21 protein-coding genes and 1 riboswitch are annotated in these 22,695 nt (G+C 51.6%); of the genes, 5 read left to right on the forward strand and 16 right to left on the reverse strand.

All coding sequences use genetic code 11. The features are described 5' to 3' along the window. Positions 1 to 41 precede the first annotated feature (41 nt). From IM700_RS11970 to IM700_RS11985, 4 genes are read right to left on the reverse strand one after another with little or no spacing between them, the layout of a single operon-like run. Complete coding sequence (locus IM700_RS11970; protein WP_193416208.1) at positions 42 to 1,310, reverse strand: molybdopterin molybdotransferase MoeA; 1,269 nt, start codon at positions 1,308 to 1,310, stop codon at positions 42 to 44. Then, positions 1,307 to 1,651 (reverse strand): prenylated flavin chaperone LpdD, encoded by a 345-nt coding sequence (gene lpdD, locus IM700_RS11975; protein WP_155605919.1) that lies wholly within the window; start codon positions 1,649 to 1,651, stop codon positions 1,307 to 1,309. Before lpdD ends, IM700_RS11970 begins: the two co-directional genes overlap by 4 nt. Positions 1,652 to 1,688: 37 nt before the next feature. Further along, on the reverse strand, positions 1,689 to 2,621 hold the full coding sequence (locus tag IM700_RS11980) for a dihydroorotate dehydrogenase (protein ID WP_193416207.1): 933 nt from the start codon (positions 2,619 to 2,621) through the stop codon (positions 1,689 to 1,691). Beyond that, on the reverse strand, positions 2,618 to 3,313 hold the full coding sequence (locus IM700_RS11985) for a dihydroorotate dehydrogenase electron transfer subunit (RefSeq protein WP_193416206.1): 696 nt from the start codon (positions 3,311 to 3,313) through the stop codon (positions 2,618 to 2,620). The genes IM700_RS11980 and IM700_RS11985 overlap by 4 nt, the downstream gene beginning before the upstream one ends. Before the next feature lie 191 nt (positions 3,314 to 3,504). Between IM700_RS11985 and IM700_RS11990 the strand changes: the two genes are divergently transcribed. Then, complete coding sequence (locus IM700_RS11990; RefSeq protein WP_239483833.1) at positions 3,505 to 4,332, forward strand: polysaccharide deacetylase family protein; 828 nt, start codon at positions 3,505 to 3,507, stop codon at positions 4,330 to 4,332. A 50-nt stretch (positions 4,333 to 4,382) separates the two neighbouring features. Here the strand turns inward: IM700_RS11990 and IM700_RS11995 are convergent, their stop codons facing one another. The 4 genes from IM700_RS11995 to IM700_RS12010 all read right to left on the reverse strand — a co-directional run bounded on the left by IM700_RS11995 (position 4,383) and on the right by IM700_RS12010 (position 7,777). Beyond that, entirely contained in the window at positions 4,383 to 5,084 is a 702-nt protein-coding gene (locus IM700_RS11995) for a 3D domain-containing protein (RefSeq protein WP_193416205.1), read from the reverse strand. A gap of 7 nt (positions 5,085 to 5,091) precedes the next feature. Then, a riboswitch (cyclic di-AMP (ydaO/yuaA leader) is annotated at positions 5,092 to 5,260 on the reverse strand. Between the two features lie 197 nt (positions 5,261 to 5,457). Next, the gene (locus tag IM700_RS12000) at positions 5,458 to 6,180 is read right to left on the reverse strand and encodes an ATP-binding cassette domain-containing protein (RefSeq protein WP_193416204.1); all 723 of its coding nucleotides are present in this window, start codon (positions 6,178 to 6,180) and stop codon (positions 5,458 to 5,460) included. Continuing rightward, complete coding sequence (locus IM700_RS12005; RefSeq protein ID WP_155605916.1) at positions 6,167 to 6,829, reverse strand: amino acid ABC transporter permease; 663 nt, start codon at positions 6,827 to 6,829, stop codon at positions 6,167 to 6,169. The genes IM700_RS12000 and IM700_RS12005 overlap by 14 nt, the downstream gene beginning before the upstream one ends. A gap of 96 nt (positions 6,830 to 6,925) precedes the next feature. Next, on the reverse strand, positions 6,926 to 7,777 hold the full coding sequence (locus IM700_RS12010; RefSeq protein ID WP_155605915.1) for a transporter substrate-binding domain-containing protein: 852 nt from the start codon (positions 7,775 to 7,777) through the stop codon (positions 6,926 to 6,928). A 277-nt stretch (positions 7,778 to 8,054) separates the two neighbouring features. On the opposite strand from IM700_RS12010, the gene IM700_RS12015 reads away from it, so the two are divergent. Further along, entirely contained in the window at positions 8,055 to 9,803 is a 1,749-nt protein-coding gene (locus IM700_RS12015; RefSeq protein WP_193416203.1) for an alpha amylase N-terminal ig-like domain-containing protein, read from the forward strand. Between the two features lie 28 nt (positions 9,804 to 9,831). On the opposite strand, the gene glgA is transcribed toward IM700_RS12015, so the two are convergent. Together glgA and glgB are read right to left on the reverse strand one after the other, a co-directional pair. Further along, positions 9,832 to 11,262: a glycogen synthase GlgA gene (glgA, locus tag IM700_RS12020; RefSeq protein WP_193416202.1), complete on the reverse strand. Its 1,431-nt coding sequence runs from the start codon at positions 11,260 to 11,262 to the stop codon at positions 9,832 to 9,834. After that, the gene (gene glgB / locus IM700_RS12025) at positions 11,259 to 13,142 is read right to left on the reverse strand and encodes a 1,4-alpha-glucan branching protein GlgB (RefSeq protein WP_239483852.1); all 1,884 of its coding nucleotides are present in this window, start codon (positions 13,140 to 13,142) and stop codon (positions 11,259 to 11,261) included. The genes glgA and glgB overlap by 4 nt, the downstream gene beginning before the upstream one ends. Positions 13,143 to 13,372: 230 nt before the next feature. On the opposite strand from glgB, the gene IM700_RS12030 reads away from it, so the two are divergent. Continuing rightward, positions 13,373 to 14,593, forward strand: a complete 1,221-nt coding sequence (locus IM700_RS12030) for a glucose-1-phosphate adenylyltransferase (protein WP_155605912.1) — start codon at positions 13,373 to 13,375, stop codon at positions 14,591 to 14,593. A 68-nt stretch (positions 14,594 to 14,661) separates the two neighbouring features. On the opposite strand, the gene IM700_RS12035 is transcribed toward IM700_RS12030, so the two are convergent. The 6 genes from IM700_RS12035 to IM700_RS12060 all read right to left on the reverse strand — a co-directional run bounded on the left by IM700_RS12035 (position 14,662) and on the right by IM700_RS12060 (position 20,725). Continuing rightward, complete coding sequence (locus IM700_RS12035; protein WP_193416200.1) at positions 14,662 to 15,225, reverse strand: GNAT family N-acetyltransferase; 564 nt, start codon at positions 15,223 to 15,225, stop codon at positions 14,662 to 14,664. A 37-nt stretch (positions 15,226 to 15,262) separates the two neighbouring features. Then, positions 15,263 to 16,705 (reverse strand): sensor histidine kinase, encoded by a 1,443-nt coding sequence (locus IM700_RS12040; protein WP_193416199.1) that lies wholly within the window; start codon positions 16,703 to 16,705, stop codon positions 15,263 to 15,265. Beyond that, on the reverse strand, positions 16,702 to 17,400 hold the full coding sequence (locus IM700_RS12045) for a response regulator transcription factor (RefSeq protein WP_059042890.1): 699 nt from the start codon (positions 17,398 to 17,400) through the stop codon (positions 16,702 to 16,704). The genes IM700_RS12040 and IM700_RS12045 overlap by 4 nt, the downstream gene beginning before the upstream one ends. 29 nt (positions 17,401 to 17,429) lie before the next feature. Then, positions 17,430 to 18,686, reverse strand: a complete 1,257-nt coding sequence (locus tag IM700_RS12050; RefSeq protein WP_239483834.1) for a hypothetical protein — start codon at positions 18,684 to 18,686, stop codon at positions 17,430 to 17,432. A 14-nt stretch (positions 18,687 to 18,700) separates the two neighbouring features. Then, positions 18,701 to 19,435 carry a phosphonate ABC transporter ATP-binding protein gene (locus tag IM700_RS12055; protein WP_193416197.1) on the reverse strand — a complete coding sequence of 245 codons (735 nt, stop codon included), beginning with the start codon at positions 19,433 to 19,435 and terminating at the stop codon, positions 18,701 to 18,703. A gap of 90 nt (positions 19,436 to 19,525) precedes the next feature. After that, entirely contained in the window at positions 19,526 to 20,725 is a 1,200-nt protein-coding gene (locus tag IM700_RS12060; RefSeq protein ID WP_244868458.1) for an MFS transporter, read from the reverse strand. Positions 20,726 to 20,891: 166 nt separating this feature from the next. Here IM700_RS12060 and IM700_RS12065 point away from each other — a divergent pair, with 166 nt between their 5' ends. Next, positions 20,892 to 21,809 carry a helix-turn-helix domain-containing protein gene (locus IM700_RS12065; RefSeq protein ID WP_193416196.1) on the forward strand — a complete coding sequence of 306 codons (918 nt, stop codon included), beginning with the start codon at positions 20,892 to 20,894 and terminating at the stop codon, positions 21,807 to 21,809. A gap of 101 nt (positions 21,810 to 21,910) precedes the next feature. Further along, positions 21,911 to 22,678: an HAD family hydrolase gene (locus tag IM700_RS12070; RefSeq protein ID WP_193416195.1), complete on the forward strand. Its 768-nt coding sequence runs from the start codon at positions 21,911 to 21,913 to the stop codon at positions 22,676 to 22,678. Positions 22,679 to 22,695 lie beyond the last annotated feature (17 nt).

The raw sequence follows: 22,695 nt of genomic DNA on the forward strand, positions 1-22,695 counted from the left end.
AGCCCCTCCTCCATCCTACGAAACCCATAATTGAATCAAATTCAGAGATTACCTCCCGGCAGCTTCAGTACAGTTACTCGCTCGCCCGCTTCCATCCCCGTACTGGAAGGAGGGATCACGATCAACGCATCGCTGTCCTTGATCGTGATCATTACGCCTGATTCGTCCAGCTCTGCCGGAATGGCGTAAAGCTTGCCTTCGCGGAGCTCCAGCCGGCCGCGCACGAAGCGGGTAAAGTTATTGATTTTGGGATAAGGTCGGGCTAGCTCTGCCGTCAACTCAGGCAGAAACGGCTGAACGATTCCCATCATCTTTCCGATCGCCGGACGGACGAACAGCTCGAAACCAACGAAGCAAGCCCCCGGGTTACCGGATAATGCAAACAGCAGCTTTCCGTCCTTCACTGCGGCTGTCGTTACGCTCCCCGGTCGCATCGTCACTTTGTTGAACAGCATATCCACGCTGCCGCCCGACACCAGATCAGCCATGATATCATAGTCTCCGACAGATACGCCGCCGGTAGTGACGACAACATCGTAGTTGGCGAACGCCGCCTCAACCTGCGCCTTCGCCTTGGTTAAATCATCCTCGATCGCCTCGAACAAGAACGGTTCGCCGCCTGCTTCGGTAATTTGGCTGTACAGCAAATACGTATTACTGTTACGGATTCGCCCGTCTTGCAAAGGTTCATCGATGCGCAACAGTTCCGACCCCGTGGAAAAAACCGCGATTCTCGGGCGTCTCATTACCGGGACGCGGTGGATGCCGAATGTGGCCAACACGGAAATCTCGCCAGCCGACAGCTTGCGGCCAGCCTCCAGAATCACATCTCCCTCGGACAACTCAAGCCCGATCGGCGTAATATTCTTACCCGATTCGATTTCGCGAATCAATCGGATAAAGGTCTGACCTTCCTGGAGCACAGATTCGGTCATTTCGAACATGACAACGGCGTCGGCTTCATCGGGAACCTTGGCCCCGGTCATAATACGGGCCGCTTGTCCCGGCTTTAACTTCACCTTGGGAACCGATCCAGCAGGTATCTCATCCACCACTTCCAGAAGGACAGGATGTCCTGCATGGCAATTTGACGTATCACTGCTCAAAATCGCGAACCCGTCCATGCCCGAGCGGCGAAAATGCGGATACGGGTGCGGTGCGACGACCTGCTTCGCAAGAATTCGACCGTAAGCCTCAGGTAGCGAAATCATCTCGGCTTCCGTTGCCTTCGCATAAGGCATGATTTTCGCCTGTGCTTCGGCTACCGGAAGCGCTTTGCGGCGAAATTTATCCTGATCGGCTTCTCTCATCGCGGATTCGCTCCATTCCCCTGCTGTTCCAGCAAATAATGATCCAGCATCTCTGTCGTTCGTTTTGAAATCTCTTTAATTTCTTCTTTGCTCAAATTGTCGTAATGAATGCCCATAACGACGGTGACGGTTCGGCCTAGCGCCGCAGAGGCGCGGCGGGCATACTCTTCGCTTAAGGTATGCTCCTTGTGCCCTGGCACAGCGGAAGTCAACGCTTCAGTGCCTTCACCCGACGGATAAGCGGTTGACGCCGCGCCAATGTGCGAGACGCCTCCCGTGATTAGCAGCAGCAAATCACGTCCGACCGGGATCGCTTCCAGCTTGATATCCTCGAATGACAATTGCCGCAGCTCCCTTCCAAAACAGTATGCCTTTATTTTATAGGATTCCGCGGATTTCGTCCAAGGCCTGGATGCCTTCCCGGTTCATCCATGCCTCAAGATCGCTGACCAACCGCTCCCCCGCTCGCAGGTTTACGAAATTATGGGTCCCCACCTGAATGACGGTCGCGCCGGCCATGATAAACTCGACAATATCCTCTGCACTGCTGATCCCGCCCATTCCCATCACCGGGATTGTCACGGCATGACTGACTTGATGTACCATTCGCAAAGCGATCGGCTTGATAGCCGGACCGGACAGACCGGCATATAAATTGTCAAAGATGCTCCGCCGCTTGAAGATGTCGATTTTCATCGCCGAGAACGTATTGATCAGCGATACGCCGTCCGCATGTTCTTCCTGGCACATCACGGCCATACCGACGATATCCTCAGCGTTCGGGGACAACTTGACGACCAGCGGCAGCGCCGTTGCCGCCCGGACCTCGCGGACCACCTGACGGGCAATGTCTGTTTTGATCCCGTAGGCCATCCCTCCGGCTTTAACGTTCGGGCAGGAAATGTTCAGCTCAATCATGTCAACGGCGGTTCTGCCTTCCTGCTTCCGCCTAGCCGCATCCTCATTTATCAGCTTGGCGCCTTCCACATACTCTTCAATCGAATTCCCGCCCAAATTTACGATTCGTGCCAAATCAAGCTGCTCCCACCGCGGGCATTCTTCGCGCAGGAAGGCGGCGACTCCCGGATTCTCCAGGCCAACGCTATTCAGCATCCCGGACGCCGTTTCCGCAACGCGAATCCCGTCATTCCCGGCCTTCGGATGTAACGTTAGCCCTTTGCCAGACAATCCGCCCATCTTGTTAATATCGTAAATTGCCCCATACTCTTTGCCAAAACCAAACGTCCCGGAGGCCATGACGACCGGATTCTTAAAAGAAACCCCCGCGAGGCTGCACGTTAATCGAGTCATGCGAACACGACCTCCTCCGCTAAAAATACCGGCCCGTCTGCACAGGCCTTCTTCCGTCCGTCTTTGCATTGCACGCTGCATACAAGGCAAGCGCCGATGCCACAGGCCATACGATTCTCCAAGGAAACGTAGACCTTGGTTTGGCCGCCGCTTTGTGCTTGTTTGCGCTGGACCGCATGCAGCATCGGATGAGGCCCGCAGGCGATCACCGTATTATAGTTCCGAAAATCTACCCGATCTAATATCGAGCCGCCCACGTCAACCGTGACTCTGCCACGGGATGCAGCTTGAAACTCTTCGACCATATAGGACTCGCGGCTGTAGCCGAGGTATACGTCGGCCTCCGGCGCTTCACGCAGTGCGTAATAAAATGGGGCGATGCCGATTCCGCCGCCTACGAAAGCCGTCTTTCCCTCCAAGGGCGGAAATCCGTTGCCAAACGGACCGTCCAGTGTTAATGAATCCCCAGGCTTCAGTCCGGATAAACGTGCGGTTCCTTCCCCCGCAACCAGAACCAGGAACTCGATTTGGTCCTCTTTGAGATCAAAGATGCTAATCGGACGGGAGAGCAAAGGATATTGATCCCCGGCGCGCAGCATATAAAATTGCCCCATTTTCCCCGTGAACTTCCCTTGCACTGTGAGCTTGAACACCCCATGCGCGACTTCTTGGTTGGCCACTACAGTTGCCACGAATCTATCACATCCCTCTCATTTATGCTTCATCAAAGGATGCAATTTTTCGCCAAGAACGTCTGTGATTTATCTCACAACCGCATATTGGTTTCCATAACCGCTGTTTTTTTATCGTTTTCATTCATTTTCTGCAACAGTTAGGGAATACTACATCTTAGGTACAGTATGGGAATGAAGGAGGACTAACCTTGCTTATCCAGCTTAAGAGAGCACTATTCTTGTGCATGGCCGCTTCTCTGTTTATGTACAGCGGCTCCGGGCTTCAGACTGTTCATGCCTCCTCAGTTGTTCATGAAACAAGGAGTCAGTCGGATAAAGGAGATCTGAAAGAGAACAAGGCGGCACCTGTGGACGCCAAACCAGTAGATCTAAGCGAGCTGCGACGCAAATATTCGGAGACCTTCAAATTCCGAGGTCCGGAAGTGAAACAGATCGCCCTAACCTTCGATGACGGTCCTGATCCTCGATTTACGCCGCAAATTCTCGATGTGCTTCATCGTAAAGGGATCAAGGCAACCTTCTTCGTGGTCGGAGTACGGGCTAAGAAATTTCCCAAGTTGATGCAACGGATCCATCAAGAGGGGCATCTCATCGGCAATCACTCCTTCAGTCATCCGAATTTCCGCAAGCGCTCCGTCAAACAATTTCAAACGGAAATCCTGCGTACGGAGAAGATTATCCAAAATTCCGTAGGCTACCGCCCCAAGCTCATCCGCCCGCCTTATGGGGAGATTAGGGAGGAACAGGTGCAGTGGGCAAAGAAAAACGGCTATACCCTCGTCAATTGGAATGTAGATTCGCAAGATTGGAAAGGCATCGACAAAAACAAGGTTAAATCAAACGTGATTGATACCGCGGGTCCTGGCTCAATTATCCTTCAGCATTCGGGCGGCGGTGTCGGATCCAATCTGAACGGTACGATTCAAGCTCTGCCGGAGATTATCGACACGTTGCAGGCGCAAGGTTATCATTTCGTCGATCTGGCCGAGCTTCTGCAAACAACCAAATATCGCTAACGCAAAAGAGCTCCCTCGTCTGAGGGAGCTCTCTTGCTTGTGATCGTGTCCTATTTCAGTACGTACAGGGTAACGTCTTGATAGCCGAATGCTTTCGCGGCAGTTGTGCTCCCCGGAATAAAGATATCAATGCGGTTCCCTTTAATCGCACCGCCCTGATCGCTGGCTGTAGCCACAAACGCTTGATCCGGCAAGCCATCATGGCTGTGTCCGGTTACCAGGACTTTCGTGCCCATCGGGATGACCTTCGGGTCGACGGCGATGGTGCCGAGCTTCAGCGGGTTGCCAAAGTAGTCTACCGCGCCCCATTTTCCATTTTCGCTTGCCGACGCGGTATATGCCGAGGCTTTCACATTAATCGTTTGCGAGTAAGTAAACGTTTTTCCCCAAGCCTCAACGACGTTGTCGTTAGACATCACCTTCAGCTTGGATGCGACAGCTGTCGTCGAAGTTGCGGCCGGCGCAACCTCCTGTTTAGCCGGTGCGGCGGAAGCCAAAGCCAATGCGCGGGTTTCGCCCCCCGGAATGGTGATGTTCAAGCCACCGTATATATTCTGCGGATTAATGGTTGGATTTGCGGCGATCAGCTTGTTCAATTCCACGCCGTATTGTTTGGCAAGAAGATAAAAGGTGTCTCCCTCCACGGCTTTATGTACCGCGTCTGCATGGACGGAAGCCGTCTGCAGGGTAATCGTCAAACTTGCGGCGATCAACGCCGATGCTGCTATTTTAGACCAGATACGACTTTTCAATGAATTGCCCTCCTTTTTACTGCGCCTGCGGAGTTAGTTGTCGGATTCGGAAAAAAGGAACGTTCCCGGCGCATCCATTGACGCGCTTCACCCCAAGAAACGAATTCGGTTCACCCTGGTTCGTTATCAGCTTTCGTCCCCCGCACCTTGAAGTAAGGTTTCGGCTTATTGAATATATCACAATTTTGTAACCAGAAGCTCAGGTAATTCTCACCAAATGGCTCAAAACCTTGATAGGACGGGTTACATTTTTGTGTCCAATCGTAAACGTAATGTTAAAAAAGATCATATGTTCGGCAGCAAAAAGGCAAAAAAAGGACCGCCCGAATCTATCATTTCGGACGGTCTATTGCGTCTAATTTTGAACAACCTCTTAGAGCACCTTGCTCAGGAAGTCTTTGGTCCGCTGATTCCGCGGCGATCCAAACACCTCTTGCGGCGTTCCCTGCTCGAGGATCACGCCTTGATCCATAAACAGGATGCGGTCACCGACCTCACGGGCAAACCCCATCTCGTGCGTAACGATAACCATCGTCATGCCCCGTTCCGCCAGGTTCTTCATGACATCGAGCACCTCCCCGACCATTTCCGGGTCCAACGCCGATGTCGGCTCGTCAAATAGCATGACATGCGGTTCCATGGCCAGCGCGCGAGCAATCGCAATCCGTTGCTTCTGGCCCCCGGACAACTGGGCCGGATATACGTCCCGCTTATCTTCCAAGCCCACGGTGTGAAGCAGATCCATCGCGATCGCTTCCGCCTTGCTCTTGTCGAGTTTTCTCACGCGAATCGGAGCTAGCGTAATGTTGTTGATCACGGTTTTGTGCGGAAACAGGTTAAAATGCTGGAACACCATCCCCATTTTCTCGCGGGTTTTATTAATGTCGTGTCTCTTGCCGGTGATCGACGCGCCTTCAAACGTAATCTCGCCTTCGGTCGGAACCTCGAGCAGATTCAGACAACGGAGGAAGGTACTTTTTCCCGATCCGCTGGGACCGATCACGACGACGACTTCCCCTTTGGAGATTTCTAGGTCGATTCCGCGCAAAATATGCAGTTGACCGAATTTTTTATGCAAGCCTTTAACGGTGATCACTGGTCTTCAACTTCCTTTCGAACACGCTCAAAATACGGGACAGCGTGAATGTCAGAATAAAGTACATGATGGCGATGATCAGATAAGGCGTCATCCCGTCGTACGTGATCGTGACGACCGATTGCGCTTGATAAATGAGCTCGGCCGTACCGATAATCGAAACGATCGACGATTCTTTAATGATGGTGATAAATTCATTGCCGATCGCGGGAAGCACCGATTTGATCGCTTGCGGAATAATGATATGGCGCATGGCCATCCCTTTCGTCATCCCCAGGGAACGTGCCGCTTCCCCTTGTCCGCGGTCGACGCCTTGAATGCCGGCACGGAAAATCTCGGCCAGATAGGCGGAACTGTTAATCGACAACGTAATCGCCCCGGATTGTATCGGCGTGAAGTTCACGTCAAACACAAACGCAAATCCGTAGTGAATAATCAAGAGCTGAACCATCATCGGCGTGCCGCGCAGAAATTCGACCCAGGCATGACCGAGAAACCGCACGATTCCCCAAGGCGACATCCGTATCAACGCGATGAGTAAACCAAGAATAAAGCCGCAAAATACGCTTATTGCTGCCAAGAGCAGCGTATACTGGACACCTGCCAAGAAGTAACTGCGGTATTCCATAAACATCGATATTAAGTCCATAACGCCTTTCTTCCTCCTCCTTTACCTCAAACCCTTACGCAAAAAAACAGAAAATAGCGAAATGGCTTCGCTATTTTCTGCAGATGGATACCGTGATTATTTCTCGGCCAGCGCGCTCGCTTCGGCAACGAATTGATCGATGCTGCCAGCGCTAATCAAGCGATCGAGCGTTGTATTCACTTGATCCAACAGCTCCTGGTTGCCTTTCTTGATGCCGATCACGTAACCATCATCTTCAGTCACCGGTTTGGCATCCGTGATCACCAGGCCTTTCACGTTCTTCACGAACGATTCAGCAACCGGTCCTTCCAGAATGGCTGCATCAACACGGTTTGTGTTTAGCTGCATAATGATATCGTTGATTTTACCCAGCGAAGTCAATTGAGCGTTCGGGATTTCTTTAGCCATATCTTCTTGAATAGAACCTTGCTGAACGCCGATTTTAGCGCCCTCCAGCGATTCCATCGTGTTGAATTTATCTTTGTCCGCTTCACGGGTCACAACAGCCTGCTCGGCTTTGTAGTAAATTTTCGACATATCGATTTGTTCGGCACGTTCTGGAGTCGGGCTCAACCCCGAGATGACGAGATCAACGCGTCCACTCGACAGCTCATTCAGCAGGGTGTCGAATTTCAAGTCTTTGATCTCCAGCTCAGCGCCCATATCCTTAGCGATTTCTTTGGCGATCTCGACGTCAAAACCAACGATTTCGTCTTCGCCTTTGTCATTCTTAATGTGGAACTCGTACGGCGGGAAGTCAGCGCTCATGCCGACGACCAGCTTCTTAGCCGGTTCGGTTTGTTCTCCGCCCGCTTGGGTTTCGTTTTGGTTCGCGGCTTGACCGGCGTTGTTCGCCGTGTTCCCGCTGTTATTTTTTTCCTGACCGCAAGCGGCCAGCACCAAAGTTACCATCATGACTGCTATGAATAACATGCCCCATTTTTTCATGGATCTCTCTCCTGTTCTGCTTCGATATTTTCGTTCTAAGATGATTACTGGGCTAATTATAAATCAGAATGCATATATATGCAAAACAATTTTCATAGCATTCATCATATTTTCACAGTTCCGACTTAAGTCGTCCCTAGAGATTCCCATTTATCATACTTTGGTCAATTTGTTGAATATTTATGTTTCGCTTCGGGTTCATGCTCCGCATCCCGTTTGGGAATAATGAACTCTATAACGATCGATCACGAGTATTCACGAGAGGAGGCGCCAAACCGTGCTGCTTGAAGCGCTCTACCACGTTCCCCGGGATAAATGGGCTTATGCTTACGACCCCATGACGATCCACCTCCGCATCCGGACCAAACGGGATGATGTTGAACAGGTTTACGCGATGACCGGGGACAAATACGACTGGGCGGGAACTTACCAGGAACTGCCGATGGAAAAAGCGGCTCATGACCGCATGTTCGACTATTGGGAGGTTGCTGTGCGTCCCAAATATAAACGCCTTTCCTATGCCTTTAAGCTCACCGTCGGGACGGAGACGGTATACCTGCTGGACGCAGGAATTCAATCGGAGGCCCCCCATCCGCCCGGCGAATGCTTCGAGTTCCCGTATATCCACGAAATTGAAGTGGTCAGGGTACCGGAATGGGCGAAGCAGGCCGTTTTTTATCAGATCATGCCGGAGCGGTTCGCCAATGGAGATCCGTCCAATGATCCGAAACCGGTGGAGGCTTGGGGAGGCAAGCCAACCCGTGATAATTACTTTGGCGGAGACTTGCAAGGGATCATCGACCATTTGGACGATTTAACGGATTTAGGCGTCACGGCGCTTTACCTGACCCCTCTGTTTACGGCGCCCTCCAATCATAAATACGATATTGTGGATTACAAGCAGATTGATCCTCACTTCGGCGACAATGCTTTGCTGAAAACCCTGGTGGAGCGTTGTCACGAAAGAGGAATTCGGGTTGTGCTGGACGCGGTATTTAATCATTGCGGCGAGCATTTCCCTCCGTTTCAAGATGTGCTCAAAAACGGCGAAGCTTCGCCCTATTCCGGCTGGTTTCACGTAAACCGCTTCCCGGTAAAAGTAGAAAACGGGGTACCTACTTATGATACGTTTGGTTTTTTTCCCAATATGCCAAAATTTAATACGGCCAACCCTGATTTGAAAAATTATTTGCTAGGCGTCGCCGAATATTGGATTAAGGAAATCAAATTAGATGGTTGGCGGCTGGATGTAGCGAATGAAATCGATCATCCGTTTTGGCGCGAATTTCGGCAAATCGTGAAACAAGCGAATCCGGAGGCTTATCTGATCGGAGAAGTGTGGAGCGATTCGTTGAATTGGCTGCTGGGAGATCAATTCGATTCCGTGATGAATTACCCGTTTGCCGATAAAGTGCTAGAATTTTTTACTGGAGGGGTCGACGGAGCCGCCTTCTCCGATGAGATGGGTTCGCTGATCATGCGATATCCGCATCAAACGAATGAAGTCGTCTTTAATATGCTGGGGAGCCACGACACTCCGCGCCTGCTAACCCGTGTCGGTGGCGACAAGCGAAAGCTCAAGCTATGCGTCGTGTTTCTCTTTACCTATATTGGGACGCCTTGTGTGTTTTACGGCGATGAAATTGGACTCACCGGCGATGGAGATCCGGACTGCCGTAAATGTATGGAATGGGACCGCAGCAAGCAGGATCGTGAGCTCTATGATTTCTACAAGCTGATGATCGAGCTGCGCAAGCGGCATACCGCTCTCCGTCACGGCCGTTTTCGGTTTTTGCATGCCGATCCGGGGGATCCCAGTATCATTTACGAACGTATGGACGAGCACATGCATTTTACGGTTTGGATGAACAATACACCGAAGGCGGTTACCTTAACGCATCCCATGCAGACGAGCGATTGGCGGGATGCCCTGACCGAAGAAGCGGTGGCGCCGGCGAATGGGATCATGAACATCTCACTCGAAGCCTACGGTTTTCGAATCCTGTACCGACACATTCAAAATTAACAAAAGGAAAAGCGGACGCAAACGTCCGCTATTTCTTTAGGCTTTCGTAAATTTGGATATATTGCCGAGCCGAGGCATCCCATCCGTAATCGCCGGCAAAGGCATTCGCTATAATCTGGCTCCAATGCTCGGGCTTATGATAAAAGGACAACGCCCTGCGCAGCGTATGCAGCATGTCATGTGCGTTGTAATTGCGGAATGAGAAGCCGTTGCCTTCTCCACTAAACTCGTTATAGGACTGCACCGTATCGTTCAAACCCCCGGTTTCCCGCACGACGGGGATCGTTCCGTATCGGAGCGCCAGCAATTGACTGATCCCGCAAGGCTCGAACCGCGAAGGCATAAGGAACAAATCGCTGCCGGCGTAGATGCGTCGGGACAACGCGTCGCTAAATTTAATTTGGACCGCCAGCTTTCCCGGGTGACGGGTTGCCGCTTCCCGGAACCAGTCTTCATAAGCGCGATCCCCTGTGCCCAGCAGCACGAATTGAACCTCATTTTCGCTTAGCCATTCATCCAGCACCCGAGTGACTAAATCCAGTCCTTTGGGTTCGACCAGACGCGTGACCATCGAAACAAGCGGCGTTTCCGGTGCTTCCGGCAACCCGAGTTCCCGCTGGAGTATCGGTTTATTGGCTCTCTTCTGCTCCAGACTGCGGCCGTAGCGAGCAAATAGCTCCAGATCCGTCTCCGGGTCGTAGGCCCGAGCATCGATCCCGTTCACGATTCCCGATAACCGTCCGCCCAGCGAGCGAAGCAAGCCGTCCAACCCGTAGCCGTAATGCTCGGTCTTGATCTCCTCCGCATATGTCGGACTCACCGTTGTCACATGGTCGGCATAGACGAGACCGGCTTTCATGAAGCTGACGTTGCCGTAGTACTCCACCCCGTCTGGCGTGAAATAATCCCAAGGGAGCCCTAGCAAATCCCCCAGCACCCCTTCCGGAAAAATCCCCTGGTACAGCAAATTATGTACCGTATAGACAGTTCGAATGTTCCGGTATTCCGGCCGATTGTGGTAATGCTCCCTCAGAAGCAGCGGAATCATCGCCGTATGCCAGTCATGGCAATGGATCACATCCGGAACGAACCCGATCAGCGGAAGCAGCTCGAGCACGGCCCGATCCAAGAACGCAAACCGTTCGCCATCATCCCAATGCCCATAAACCCCTTCCCTGCCATAATAATCCTCATTATCGATCATGTACACGGGGATCCCTTCCCAGATCAGTCGAGAAACGCCGCCATACTTGTTCCGCCAACCGACCGGAACTTCACCGGTACCTAGATGCTCCAAACGTTCACGATATACTTGCGGCAGCTCGCGGTATCTTGGCATAACAATCCTCACGTCATGACCAGCCTCAATCAACGCCTTCGGCAAAGCGCCGATCACGTCGGCCAAACCTCCGGTTTTGATGAATGGTGCGACTTCTGCCGCGGCAAATAAGATCTTCATCCTTTCGCCCTCCTTCTTGGCACTTGGCGCTTCCATACCGTCAGGCTCAGCGGAGGAAGCGTAACGATTATGCTTTGGGATTGCCCGTTCCAAGGCGTTCCTTCACTGAGCGCTGGCTCTGGCTGCAGGTCGCCTGATCCGCCGAAAATAGCATCATCGCTATTGAAAGCAAGTTCGTATCGTCCTGGCAGCGGAACGCCAACACGGTAACCGGTTCTTTCCACGGGCTGATAATTCAGCATCACAAGCAGCCAATCTTGCGGTTCTATTCCTTTTCGCACATAAGCTATTACGCTTTGCTTGTCGTCGTCCGGGATGATCCACTGATACCCATCGGGCTCATGATCCAGCTCCCAAAGCGCCCGTTCCTGCCGATAGAAACGGTTTAACGCCTGGCAATAGCTTTGAACGTTCCGGTGAGCCTCATATTCAAGCAGAAACCAATCCAGTTCACCCTGATCCCGCCATTCGATAAATTGACCAAATTCACCGCCCATAAATATCAGTTTTTTCCCCGGAGTGGTCAGCTGATACCCAAGCAACAGGCGAAGTCCGGCAAATTTTTGTTCATAAGTGCCTGGCATTTTATCCAGCAGCGATTTTTTGCCATGCACGACCTCGTCATGGGATAACGGCAGCGTGAAGTTCTCCGAATAGGTATACCAGATTGGAAACGTAAGCAGATGATGGCGATTAGGCCTCTCTTCAAATGGGGTTTCGAAATAATCCAGCGTGTCGTTCATCCAGCCCATATTCCATTTGTAATTAAATCCGAGACCGCCGTGGTGCGCGGGTGCCGTAACCATCGGCCAAGCGCTGGACTCTTCGGCCATCATCAAGGCATGCGGGAAATAGCGAAATACCGCGGTATTTAATTGCCGCAGGAAATCGATCGCCTCCAGATTCTCGCTGCCGCCGTGTTCATTACGCGCTGCCGCCCAGGAAGGTTTCTCGAAATCGAGCCGGATCATACTGGTGACGGCATCCACTCTGAGCCCGTCAAAATGAAACATTTCAAGCCAATATATCGCACTCGAGATTAAAAAAGAACGAACTTCCGGTTTACTAAAGTCAAAACTGAGCGTTCCCCATCCAGGTTTCTCCGCCTTTGCCGGGTCCGTATATTCATACAGCGGCGTTCCATCAAAAAGACGCAAGCCATGATCGTCCTTCGTAAAATGACCCGGCACCCAATCGAGCAGCACGCCGATCCCGGACTGATGACAACGATCCACGAAATGCATCAAATCCTGCGGCTCGCCGTATCGACTGGTCGGTGCAAAATACCCGGTAGCCTGATATCCCCAGGATAGATCATACGGGTGCTCGCAAAGCGGCATGATTTCGATATGAGTGTATCCCATATTTTTCACATAAGGAATTAACAAATCGGCCATTTCTCGATAGGAGTAATACGTTCCGTCGGACCGTTGTTTCCAAGTGCCAAAATGCAACTCATAAATGTTTAGGGGTTGTCCGTAAGGTGCGCTCCGGTTTTGAATCCAATTACCGTCACCCCATTCGTAATGATTCAGCGAGGTGACGATTGAAGCCGTATTCGGCCTCACTTCGGCGTAGAAGGCATAGGGGTCCGCTTTGTAACAGGTCTCCCCATTCGGTCCGGTAATTGCGAACTTGTAAAAACTTCCAACCTGAACATTCGGAAAAAAACGAGTCCAAATTCCCGAATCGGGTATCTTATATAGTACATCACGCGTCCCCTTCCAACCGTTCCAGTCGGCGACAACGGCGACTTGGCATGCATTCGGGGCCCAAACGGTAAAGCGGACACCGCGTCTCTCCCCTTCGACTGCGGGATGAGCGCCAAACGTGCGGTAGCTTTGATAAAGCGTCCCTTCGCAGAACAAATAAATATCCATTGGGGATACAGCAGAAGCCCATGAAGATTCGGACCCGGAATCGAACAAATATGTCACCGCCTTTACATGATATGAAAAGAATTCAAGAAACATTAGAAATTCAAAAAAAATTTCAGTATTTACAATGAAATGATGTAATATTTTCGTTCGTTTTCCATAATTTATTCCAACTACATTATATCCTTTAATGTATGTGCTACACAGTCAAAAACATACGGGAGGGAAATGAAATGAGGAAAAAGGACTGTATTGCCATGCTTCTTGCAGGCGGGGAAGGACGGCGCTTGTCTCCGCTGACCACCAAGCAGGCGAAACCGGCCGTGCACTTTGGCGGACAATACCGGATCATCGATTTTCCTCTCAGCAACTGCGTGAATTCAGGGATCGACACGATTGGCGTGCTCACACAATACGAAGCAGCTTCGCTTCACGAGCATATCGGCGAAGGCGAACCCTGGAAGCTAACGCACTCGGAGGACGGCGGGATCACTTTACTGCCCGCGTTCCGGGAAGGTGTGGAGGAATATGCGGGAACGGCGGACGCCATTTACAAGAACATGGCATTCGTCGACGGCCATTCGCCCAAATACGTCCTTATCCTTTCGGGAGACCATATTTATCATATGGACTACCGTCGCATGCTGGAGTTTCACCTGAATCACCAAGCCAAAGCAACGATTTCTGTGATGCCAGTGCCCTGGGAAGAAGCCCATCGCTTTGGGGTTATGTCCAGGGATGAACGGAACCGCATCACCGAATTCGCGGAGAAACCTCCGCAACCAACCAGCAATCTTGCTTCCATGGGGATCTATTTATTCGAGTGGGATTTCCTGAAGCGACAGTTGGAGGAAGATGCGGCCAATCCCCACTCCAGCCATGACTTCGGCAAGGATTTGATTCCGAAAATGCTGGCGGGAAGCGAACCGCTGCACGCTTATGAGTTTCAGGGATATTGGCGAGATGTGGGAACCGTTCAAAGTCTGTGGGAAGCGCATATGGATTTGCTCGCCGAATCATCCGAATGGAAGCTTCATCGGGAGGATTGGCCAATGTTTACGCGAGAGCGGCCGGGCCTTCAGGGGTTTGGCAAAAAACGCAACACCCTAGCGCCCCACTCTCTCGTCCATGATCATTGTTCCCTCGAAGGATTCGCAGAACGTTCAGTGATCTTCGGCGGAACGGAAATCGGTCGGTATTCTCGCATTAAAGACAGCATCATCATGCCTGGTGCTAAAATTGGCCGCAACGTCCAGATCGAGCGAGCCATCATCGGCGAAGGAGCCGTCGTCAAGGATGGGGCAATCATCAAAGCAGAACCCGCAGAAATCAACGTTATCGCGCCATACGAGACTGTGTATGCGAAGCCGATGAATCGGCCTCAACCGTCCCGTTTGCTTCAGGAGGTCTACGACAACGCTCCTCGGCTACGGGCCGAGGGTTTGCTCTCCTGACATGACAAAGGGGCCGCTTCGAAAGAATCTAGAGAAGATCTTTCGAGGGCGGCCTCTTTTGGCATACCTTAGTACCGACATCTTGTCGTTAGCTTTGTAAAAATAAACTCGGAATCCAATTGATATAAATTAAACTCGCGCCCGTTTAAGCTGCCCGTTCCTTGGGGTTGAAACCCCAGGCTTTGGTACAACTGGTTTAGCTTCAGGTTCTGGTTCCAACAATCCAGCCGTAAGCCGGTGCGCTGCAGTGATTTGGACCGCTTGGCTGCATATCGCAATAGGTCGCTGCCTAGCCCGCGCCCGCGGTAAGGCAAACGGATCGTCAGTCGGTGCAAATAGCTGTATCCGGGGACATTTCGTTCCCCCCAGTAGTCCGGGTCGGAGTCCTGCAAGGTAAACATCGCCGCCACTTCTCCTTCGGCATGCAGCAGGTAAATCTCCCGCATTTCGTAATACGACCGAATCAACTCCGGCGTGAATTGCTGCGGATTCCATTGCTTAACCCCGTTCTCTTGCATCCAGCTAGCTGCCTCAACCAAAATCCGCCGAACCTCTTCCAAATCATCTTCTCCAGCTAAAGAAACGTTGAATATACCCTGAGCCGTTTCCAGTGTATCGATCAATTTATTCAATGTAGGTTCCTCCTCTACCAAACGATCAATTGGCTTATCACTGGGTCTGCGTCCCGACCGGAGTGCCTTTGGTTTGATTGTCACTGAGCAGCGGCAACGTGACCGACACGGTTGTCCCGACGCCTAATTCGCTATGAATCTCCATTGCCCCATGATGCAGTTCAACCAACTGCTGACTGATCGCCAGTCCCAGCCCGGTACCGCCTCCCTGGTGATTCACCTGGAAGAATCGATCTTTTACCTTGTTCAGATACTCCTCGCTGATGCCTATCCCGGTATCGATGACTTCGACCCGCACACGTTCGTTCTCCACGCGGCTAATGACGAGATGGATCCAGCTTTGCTCATGGGAGAATTTAATCGCATTGTCCACCACATTCAGGAACACCTGCTTCAAGCGGTTGCCGTCCCCGCTGACGATGGCGCTGCCCTCGGTTTTGTCCTCGAGTTTCAATTGAATTTGCTTCTGCTCCGCCTTGGCCCAGACATTCAACATCGTTTCCTGAAGCAGTTCCTTGAGGTTCACCTCGCCGATCACCAGCTTCATTTCATTGGATTGCAATTTCGAGAAATCAAGGATCTCTTCGACGAGACCGATTAGGCGGTCCGTTTCCTTGGCGATGATCCCCATCCCAATTTTCGTTTCCTCTGGATCGAAGCCGCCGGAGGTTAACGTTTCGCTCCAACCTTTAATCCCCGTCAGCGGCGTGCGTAACTCATGCGAAATCGAGGAAATGAAATCGTCCTTGATCTGATTGCTGCGAACAATTTCTTCGGCCATATAATTTAGGGTCGAAGCCAACTCGCCCAATTCATATCGATAATTCCCCTTGATTCGCGCATCGAATTTACCTCTGGCCATCTGTGCCGATACCGCACGGATATTATTAATGGGTCTGACGATCGAATTGGCCAAGCCGATACTAAACAGCGTAACCAAAGCCAGTACGGCCGCCGAAACGGCGATGGACATAAACGTTAAATTCAACAGCTTGGAATTCACCGACTCCATCGAAGTGACGTAGCGGACGATATATTGCGTTTGCCCTTGAATTTGCAACGGTCTCGAAACAGCCATAACCAATTCCCCGGTCGCTGTCTGACGCCCAATCCACTTCCCGACGCTGCCGGCTAACGCTTGCGGAACATCGCTGGTTTGTATCGCTTTGTCCGCTTGGAATGCGTTGGTGCTCGCCTTGACCTCGCCGCTGCGATCCAGAATCATCAGTTCCGTGTTATCGAGCTCAAAGGTACGCAGCATCTCCGTAAAATAGTCCGGATCCCCTTCCGCATTCAGCCGGACGAACTTCTGAAAGTAATCGGAAGCCCACATCGAATGATTGGACATATGGTTATAGATCGTATCGTAATAGTACATGCGAATGGCCAGCGTAAAAATGAACTCCACCATAAACAAGGTTACGAATACGACGATGAAATAGTGTAAGACGATTTGCCGCCCAATCCCTTTCTTGATCATTGTCCCTCGCCTTTCCACTTATAACCGTGCCCCCACACGGTTTGCAGGAAAGCCGGTTCGGACGGATTGGTTTCGATTTTTTGCCGCAAACGGCGAATGTTCACGTCCACGATCTTCGGATCGCCCATATACTCCTTGCCCCACACATGATCCAGGAGCAAATCGCGGCTGAGCGGCGTATTCTCCTTCTCCAGGAAGAATTGGATCAACGAAAACTCGGTTGGAGTCAGCTCGATCAACTGACCGTTCTTCTTGAACTGTTTAGAGATTAAATCCAGCGTAAATGGTCCGGAGGTAAATGTGACCTTCGCACTGCTCTCACGGTAAACGTTCACTCGGCGCAGCAAGGACTGGATCCGTGCGATCAACTCGGTTGGGCTAAACGGCTTGCTGACGTGATCATCCGCGCCGACGGACAAGGCGTACACCTTATCCTGCTCCTGTACTTTGGCTGTTAGAAAAATAATCCCGATCCGTTCGTTCGTCTCGCGGATGCGGCGGCACACCTCAAACCCGTCAATCCCCGGTACCATCACATCGAGGAGCGCGATGTCGATGTCTGGGACACTCTGCAGCTTGCTTAACGCTTCATTGCCGTCCGCCGCCTCAAGGACATCAAAGCCGTTGCGTTTCAAGTTAATGACGATAAAACTGCGGATAGACTCTTCGTCCTCCAAAATCAGCACTTTACTCAATTTGCTTGCCCCCTCTTCAAAAAAACGGCTTAACGCTTGATCTCCGTCTCGCCTTTATTAACCTTCAAATCCGTATGGCTGAGGAACCCGATGACCTTATCGGCGTCCCGCGCGAGCAGATCCCAATCCGTTTTGTTCCGTTCCCATTCCGACAGTGTGAAGAAGCGGATCTCTGCGACCGGTTCGTTCGTGTCGGTTTTGACAAAAATCAAGTGCTCGTTTTTGTCCGATTTCGTATCGATCGTCACATTCCCTTGCCATTCTTTCGGGAAGTTGAAGTAAAAACGTCCGGCCATATCCATGTACTGCTGCATCACGAATTTGAGACCCTCTTTCTCCTCCCATTGATAATACGAAAACAGCCATGGAATTTCATCGAATGAAATATATTCCCAGCCCTTCGGCTTCTCCAGCATGCCGATCTCCAGCAGGCCGTCGTTATTCACATCCCCGCTGAGGATTGGGTATCCCTTTAACGTCATATCTTGCGAAGGAAGCAAATTGATAAGCTGCCCTTCCTTCATGACGATCACCGTTGAGAAAGCGGAGTGGGTTCCGACGGTAGCATCAAGAATTATCCCTTTGAGGTTTCGCGTGATATTCCCGCTGACCGCATTATAGTACTCGCTGATGGGATCGTCGAGTTCCAGATGGCTCAATTCTTTAAAAGATCCGTCATATTGGTAAGTCGTTACCGTCGCATATTGCTCCCGCTTCAAATTCACGACCGTAATGTCCGGGATCTCGTCCTTATTCAAATCGTCTACCATAAAATAATGATAAGGCAACGCGATCGCCTTCTCGACTTCAGTACCATCGTAAGTATATACGGTTAACCCTTTTTGAAGTTCCTCGGAACCACTGGAGAATCCCGCGATGATCTCCAGTTTGCCGTCGCCGTTCAAGTCAAGCAGATCAAACGTTTCGAGCACCTGGCCCTCGCCGTCGAATCGTACCTTCAGCACCCAGGAGTTCCCCTGATGCTCCAGGATCATCCCGTGAATCCGCACCGCTTCATCCGGCGTTTCATAGAACACCACCGCTTCTTTAATCCCGTCGTTGTTCAGATCGGGCGTCCGGATGGAGCTGATGTTGCGGACATCTCGCGGCGAGACGATTTCTCCGCCTTTCAACTCCGCCTTGATGACGCTGATCAGCGATGCGCGATCCGTGGAGAGCTGCGGGGTTTGCATTAACGATTTGGGATCGCTTATAAAACTGCAGCCGCTCAGGATCAAGAGCAAACAAGCTCCCGCCCAAGCGGTTAACCTCCTTTTGGTGAACATCCTCATCACTCGTTTCATGCCAGATCAATTAGGCGTTTATCTTCCGGTGTCAAGCGACGACCGGATACGTCAAGCTTAAGTTCCCCCTGATGGAGTCCCCAGATTCGCGTACAGTAACGCTCCGCCAATTCCAACGGCAGCGCCGCAATCACGATCTTGTTCTGCTGCGTGCAGAGGTCTTTCAGCGTCTCCAACACCCGCTCCGCCGACTTGGGATCAAGACCGATCACGGGCTCGTCCGCAGCAAGAAAGCTCGCTCCGTGAACCAGCGCTCGGCAGATCGCCACGCGTTGTCGTTCACCGCCGCTCAGCTTACCGGCTTTGACATGGGCTTTGTCCAGCAGACCGTATTTCTCCAGCTCGTCCATCGCTCCCATGTAATCATCAGACCGAACCATTCCGGTTAAGCGGCGCAGCAGCGGGGTTTGCCCCGCTTGTCCGATCAGGACGTTCTTCAGCGCGGTTTTTTCGGGATACATCGACGGGTTCTGTTCGAGATACGCGCATTGGGAACGGTATTTCTGCGAGCCGCTTCCGCCGCCTTCGATCACCTTATCCCCATTCCACGTATAATTTCCCCGGTTCCACCGTTCGCGCAACGCTAAGCAGCGAAGAAGCGTGCTTTTTCCACTGCCGCTCGCTCCGACTACCCCGATCATTTCCCCTGCACCAAACTGGACGGTGATGTCGCGGAGTACCTTCTTTTTATTCCCATCCACTGATTTCAGCAAGTGGTTGACTCTGATCATATCCGATTTCTCCTTCTACGTAAGACGCACTTTGTCAGTCATGCCATTTCCTTTACCTTTTAGTGTATTGGAAAAACCGGCGAAAATCCATTACAGCCTGTTCATATTTGCGCTTTTTTTACCAAGCTCCGGCTTAAACGCTACCCCGGACGCGGAAAACAACAAATATGCCGAACCCAACAGGATGAACAAGAGTGGCGCAGCGCCCAGTTGCATCGCGGCTCCGCCAAGATTCGGGCCAACAATGCTCCCAAAGTTGAAGTGGAAGGATGCGATGACATTGGCCACCGGAAGCAAATGGCGCGGAAGCAAATCGGCGGCGTACGCCAGACCTAGCGAGAAGAACGAGCCGACCAAGCCGCCCGCCCCCATAAACAAGAGCAATAACGCCATGAAATGGTTGCCAGCCAGCGGTACGGCCAAGAACAGCATCCCGCCGGTCAACCCTGCGGCCATCAGCACTTTCTTGCGACCGTATCGGTCGCTCAGCATGCCGAGCGGGAGCTGGAGAATCAGCCCGCCGATCCCAAAGAACGGCAGCAGCGCAGCGATATCCGCGGCGCTAAGTCCTGACCGTAAGCCGTAAATCGGGAAGTTGCTGTTCATCGAAGCTTCCATATATCCGTAAAGTAGCGAAGGCAACAAGGCAAACCAAGCCAGCCGATAAATATGCGGAATTTTGCGTGGAGCACCAGGCTCCTCCTGGCGAACCGGTTCCGGCGCACGGTTTGGCAAATAAACCGCCGCAAGGAGCACGATGGCCAGAAACAGCACGGCCAGGATCACGAACGGTACGGCATGCCCGAATTCCAGGAGCCGAATGCCCAGCGGGCCGATGCTGAAGCCAAGTCCGTAAGACATCCCGTATAACGAGATGTTCCGCCCTCTTTTTTCCGGTGGCGACACTAAAATGATCCATAATTGCGACGTAAAATGAATGGCGCTGTCTCCGATCCCCACCAGCAAACGCAAGATGAACCACAGCCGCAAATCCGAGACCAACGGAAATACGGGCAAGGCGAGCATAACGAGAACGACGCCGCCCAACAGCAGGGGCTTGAATCCGGTGCGGCGCAGCAGCTTTTCGGCAACCAGGGACATGGCGAAGGATCCTACATATAAGGCAGCCGCATGCAGCCCGTTTACAGAGGAGGAAATCCCCCTTTCCTCCATAAATATGGACAACACCGGCAGCAGCAATCCTTGGCTGAGCCCTGCGATCACGATGACAGCGATCAGGATGAATGTTGGCGGCAATAACCGATGAGTTCTTGATGACTGTAAATTCACATGAAGCACTCCTTTATATAAAAACAAAGAAAAATCGTCAAAATACGGACGACTTTTCTCAAAGTGATCTTTTCCCGATAATCCTTAAACATTATAGTGGACAATCCCCTCCCTAACAAGCCATAATGAATCTGTATGCAATGATCTTTGGGAGGTTTGTTCTGTCATGGCCTATGATGTGAAAGTGGACCATTCCTTGGTCTACGAACTGATCAGCAGCTTTATGATATATACAACGCAAAAATGGGTGAACAATCTGGATGTAGGTCCGGAATGGATCGCTGAAATCGACGCCCGTCTCACGCCGGAAGAGCGGTTGAAATTCGCTGAAGCATCTAAGTTCCCGTTTGCCGACTACGATGTGTTATACGTTTGGGCATTGGAACGGAGCGTGGATGGAGAGGTATCCAAGTTTCTGAACGAAGTGGCGGAAACCCCCGTCGACACCCTTTATCATCGCACTAAATCCTACATTCCCTCTGTGAATAATGATGATATAGAACGGATTCGCGCCAGCTACATCCCATTATTGAATTGCTGGCAACGTCTTTATTTTGGCCTGAATGAAAACCAATTTCTCCCGCTGCTGGAGGAAGATGCTGCCGAGAAGCACACGTTGCTGCAGAAGATGGATACCGATGCATTGATCGAATACGCCTCCGGCGGTTTGGTACTGGAACCACTTAAGCCGATCACGCAGGTTGTGTTGACCCCTTCGATTCATTTTCGGCCGATTAATACATACGTCTTCTACGAAAATGTGCTGTTTATCCAGTATCCTCTGGATATCCCGGAGCTTGACGAGGATGAACCGCCTATGGTGCTCAAACGTCTGACCCGAGCGCTTGCCGAACCGCAGCGGTTGCGCCTCCTCCGCTACGTCGCCGACGAACCGAAGTCCATGCAGGAGATGCTGACGGATCTAGGCGAGCCTAAGGAACAGTTGATGCACGACTTGATGCGGCTTCGAGTCGCCGGCTTACTGCGCATCCATCTGCTGGCTCAGGACACGGAGAAGTTCAGCATCCGACCGGACGGCGCGGCGGAGCTGCAGATGTTCCTGGAGTCTTACATCCGTTTATAGCTTAGTCAGCCTATGAGCCTTTGGCGGTACGCTTGTGCTTGTGTTAGGATAGAGTTATACGTAGAGACAAGCGTTTCCTGGATAAAGGAGTGACCCATTCAATGAATAAGACCCTGCTGCAACAAGTCATTTTTGATTTGGATGATACGCTGGTTCATTGCAATAAATATTTCGATTTGATTCTGGATCAATTTGCTGACCTGCTTACCGATTGGTTCAAAATGTACGGCATAACCACAGCAGAAATTCGCGAGAAACAAACGGAAATCGACGTCGCCGGCGTCCATCAGATTGGGTTTGCCAGCTCGCATTTTCCCGAGTCACTGATTGACACGTACCGACATTACGGTCAGTTGACGGGACGCAAGGTGCTCCCCAAAGAGGAAGACCGGCTAATGAAGTTAGGGCTGAGCGTATATGAGCAACCGATCGAACCCTATCCCGGTATGGTCGAAACGCTAAACCTCTTGCGCAGCCAAGGCCATGAACTCCATCTCTACACCGGCGGCGAAACCGTGATTCAGGAGCGGAAGATCGAGCAGATGCGGTTGGCCGATTATTTTCAGGACCGGATTTATATTCGCCAGCACAAAAATGTCGAGGCACTGGAAGATATTTTGCACGTGAAACAGTTTGACCGTTCCCGTACCTGGATGATCGGCAACAGCTTGCGTACCGATGTCATGCCTGCCCTTTCCGCCGGAATCAACGCGATCTATATCAAAATCCCCAATGAGTGGCTGTACAACATCGTGGAGCTCCAGCATGACGGGGATGCGGAAATGCACACGGTCACTTCGCTCGAAGAAGTCCCGCGAGTGATCTTTAATCAAATTCATCAAGTTGAACGGCAAAAACGGACCTTGTAGAGGTCCGTTTTGTTATT

It is taken from the genome of Paenibacillus rhizolycopersici, assembly GCF_014947195.2.
Taxonomy (GTDB): Bacteria; Bacillota; Bacilli; order Paenibacillales; family Paenibacillaceae; genus Fontibacillus; species Fontibacillus rhizolycopersici.